General features: G+C 64.7%; 2 protein-coding genes and 1 pseudogene. 1 reads left to right on the top strand and 2 read right to left on the bottom strand.

The features are described 5' to 3' along the window. Nucleotides 1-888, bottom strand: a pseudogene (locus VZ95_RS13985) (CmpA/NrtA family ABC transporter substrate-binding protein); the annotation flags it as partial. Between the two features lie 280 nt (nt 889-1168). Next, nucleotides 1169-1762 carry an ANTAR domain-containing response regulator gene (locus tag VZ95_RS13980; RefSeq protein WP_045776401.1) on the bottom strand — a complete coding sequence of 198 codons (594 nt, stop codon included), beginning with the start codon at nt 1760-1762 and terminating at the stop codon, nt 1169-1171. A gap of 156 nt (nt 1763-1918) precedes the next feature. Between VZ95_RS13980 and osmF the strand changes: the two genes are divergently transcribed. After that, the gene (gene osmF / locus VZ95_RS13975; protein ID WP_045776400.1) at nt 1919-2857 is read left to right on the top strand and encodes a glycine betaine ABC transporter substrate-binding protein OsmF; all 939 of its coding nucleotides are present in this window, start codon (nt 1919-1921) and stop codon (nt 2855-2857) included. Nucleotides 2858-2957 lie beyond the last annotated feature (100 nt).

Raw genomic sequence — 2957 nt, 5'->3', positions numbered from 1 at the left:
TCAGCAGCGCTTGCCCGGCCCCCAGGTCGGGCCGCTGCCACGCGCCGCTGAACTGATGAAAGCGCGACGTGAACGGCGGCTCGGCGGTCAGGGACGCGGCGATGACGGCTTCGGGCAGCGCGAGGAGTTCGGGGGAGGCGAGGCGGCGGGCCAACTCGGCCCGATTGGCCGGCGCATCGCACCAAGCCCCGGCTTTCACCAGCGCGCGGATCAACGCCGAAACCGTCGCCGGGGCGCGGGCGGCGAAATCGGCGCGCACGGCGAAAACCTTCTCCGGCATGCCCGGCGTAATATCGGAACTGAGCGCCACCGGCTGCCCGACGCCGCGCGCGGCGGCCCAGGAGCCCCAGGGCTCGCCTGCGCAGAAACCATCGAGATTGCCCGCTTCGATCTGCGCCACGGTTTGCGCGGGCGGCCACGACGACTGATCGCGCAGGTCGGCATCGGGATCGATCCGCCTGCGGCCAGCCAGTCGCGCAGTTGCAGCATATGGGTGGAAATGCCGAAGACGCCGGCAAAGGTCAGTGGGCGACCGCGCCGCGCCGTCAATTCCGGCAGTACCGCCTTCAGCCGGGCGGCGGAGAGCGGGCGTTCGCCGGCCGCCTCCGGCCCCAGGGTATCGAGCAGGTTTTGCGCCAGAGTAATCGTATTGCCCTGCACCGAGAGCGTCAGCAGTGTCGCCATTGGCGTTACCAGCGTGCCGATCCCCAGGCTCATCGCCAGCGGCATCGGGGCGATCATCTGCGCGCCGTCGAGCGCCCCGACCAGCACCTTATCGCGGATATTGGCCCAGGAGGCTTCCCGCGACAGGCTCACGTCCAACCCTTCGGCGGCAAAATAGCCTTCCTGCTGCGCCACGATCAGCGGCGCGCAATCCGTTAGCGGCATAAAGCCGAGGCTAACGGCCACGCGGGCGGCGGGGCGAGACAGTTCAACAGGATCGGCCAGTAATGCCATCGGCAACTCCAAAAACAAAAAGGCGCCCGAAGCCCTGAATGCCCCCAGCTTTGGAGATCACTCGGTCTTCGGACGCCATTGTCCGTTGGGTTCGGGACGCCATTGCCCCTTACACCTGAACCCTCCTAAGCAAACCGTGTGCCAATTCTATTTTTCGCGGCAGTGCAGCATGTTGGTCAGGGTTCAGGCCCTAATGCTTCATAAACGCTGCCTATTTCGACAGCAGTTCGGCGACGGTGATGATTTGTTGAGCAATTTCGCTGAGGCGTTGCCCGCGATCCATAGCGAGGCGGCGTAGATGGCGATAGGCCTCCGCCTCATCGCAGCCGCGCTCGCGCATCACGATGCCCTTGGCGCGCTCGATATGCTTGCGGTCGGCCAGCGAGCGCTGTGCCGCCGCAAGCTCCACCTTTAGGGTGGAGAAGGCGCGGAAATGGGCAATGGCAAGGTCCAGCAACGGTTTGACCTTGCCGAAATCCACCCCAGGGGCCGCGTAGGCGCTCACCCCTGCCCGCAAGGCTTCGGCGACCGCTTCCTCATCGCCGCCGGGGGCGAACAGCAGGATCGGCGCGGCGCGCGTTCCCGCATCGGGGTGAAGGATTTCCGCCTGCTCCAGCGCATCGCGGTCGGGATTATCCATCTCGATCAAAACGGCATCGGGGCGCAAAATTTGAACCAAATCGGCGAGCGGCGGCACCGGCGCGGGCGGCGGTATCAGCACGACGCAGCCCTCGGCGGCCAGGGCAGCTTGCGTGCCCGCCGCGCGCGTTTCATTCGCATCGATGACTAAAACCCGGAGTTTCATAACCTCTTTGGAAGCAAGGGATGGGCCATACCCCCGGTGCGCCTGTAACCCCTAGGACCGTGCGGGCGAAAAGGAGGAGGGCAAAAACGCTTGATGCGTGGCGTGAAAGGCGTTTATGTTCTCATTTTATTCACCCCCCCCCTGAAAGGATAAGCCATGACGATGCGTTCCCCCCTCCGTCAGCGTGCCGCTCAAGCAGGGGCAGGGCTCCTGATCGCTTTTGGCCTGATGGCGAGCGCGCATGCCGCCGATCCGGTCCGCGTTGGCTCGAAGCTCGATGCCGAAGCCACGCTGCTCGGCAACCTCATTCAGCAAACGCTGGAAGCCAACGGCATTAAGACCGTGAACAAGCTTCAGCTTGGCCCGACGAAGATCACGCGCGGCGCGCTGCTGGCGGGCGAGATCGATATTTACCCCGAGTACACGGGCAATGCCGCCTTCTTCCACAGTCAAGATTCCGATCCCGTTTGGAAGAAATCGGCGGAAGGGTATGAACGTGCCCGCAACCTCGACGAAAAGAATAAGCTCGTGTGGCTGCCCTCGGCCCCGGCGAATAATACTTGGGCGATTGCGCTTCGGCAGGATGTGGCCGGGCCGAATAAGCTGACGACGCTGGAAGAGTTCGGCGCTTGGGTCGCCAAGGGCGGCGTGGTGAAACTGGCGGGCTCGGCGGAGTTCGTCGAAAGCCCGGCGGCCCTCCCGGCCTTCCAAACCGCCTACGGCTTTACCCTGAAGCCCGATCAACTGCTGGTGCTGGCAGGCGGCGATACCGCCGTCACTCTGCGGGCGGCGGGCGAAAAAACCTCTGGCGTCAATGCCGCAATGGCCTATGGCACCGATGCCGCCATTTCCGCCCTCGGTCTCGTCGCGCTGGAAGATAATAAGGGCGCGCAGATCGTCTATGAGCCCGCCCCCGTGGTTCGGGCGGAGGTGCTCGCCGCCTATCCCGCCATCCGCACCAGCCTTGCGCCGGTTTTCGCGTCGCTGAATGCCGATACGCTGCGTGCCCTCAATGCCAAAATCGCCATCGAAGGCCAGGATGCCAAACAGGTGGCGGCGGCCTATCTGGCGGAAAAAGGCTTCGTGAAGAAGTAGAGCCCAATGGCCGTTCAGGACAGCGGGGCGCGGGTCTATGGGCTGCTCGGCTTAGGGCTCGCGCTGACCGGGCTCGGCCTGCCCCTCGTCACCCTGGCCC

Source organism: Elstera litoralis (genome assembly GCF_000963705.1).
In the GTDB taxonomy this organism is placed as follows: domain Bacteria; phylum Pseudomonadota; class Alphaproteobacteria; order Elsterales; family Elsteraceae; genus Elstera; species Elstera litoralis.
Note: the sequence above shows the minus strand (reverse complement) of the source record. Positions and strands in the feature narration are given on the sequence as shown.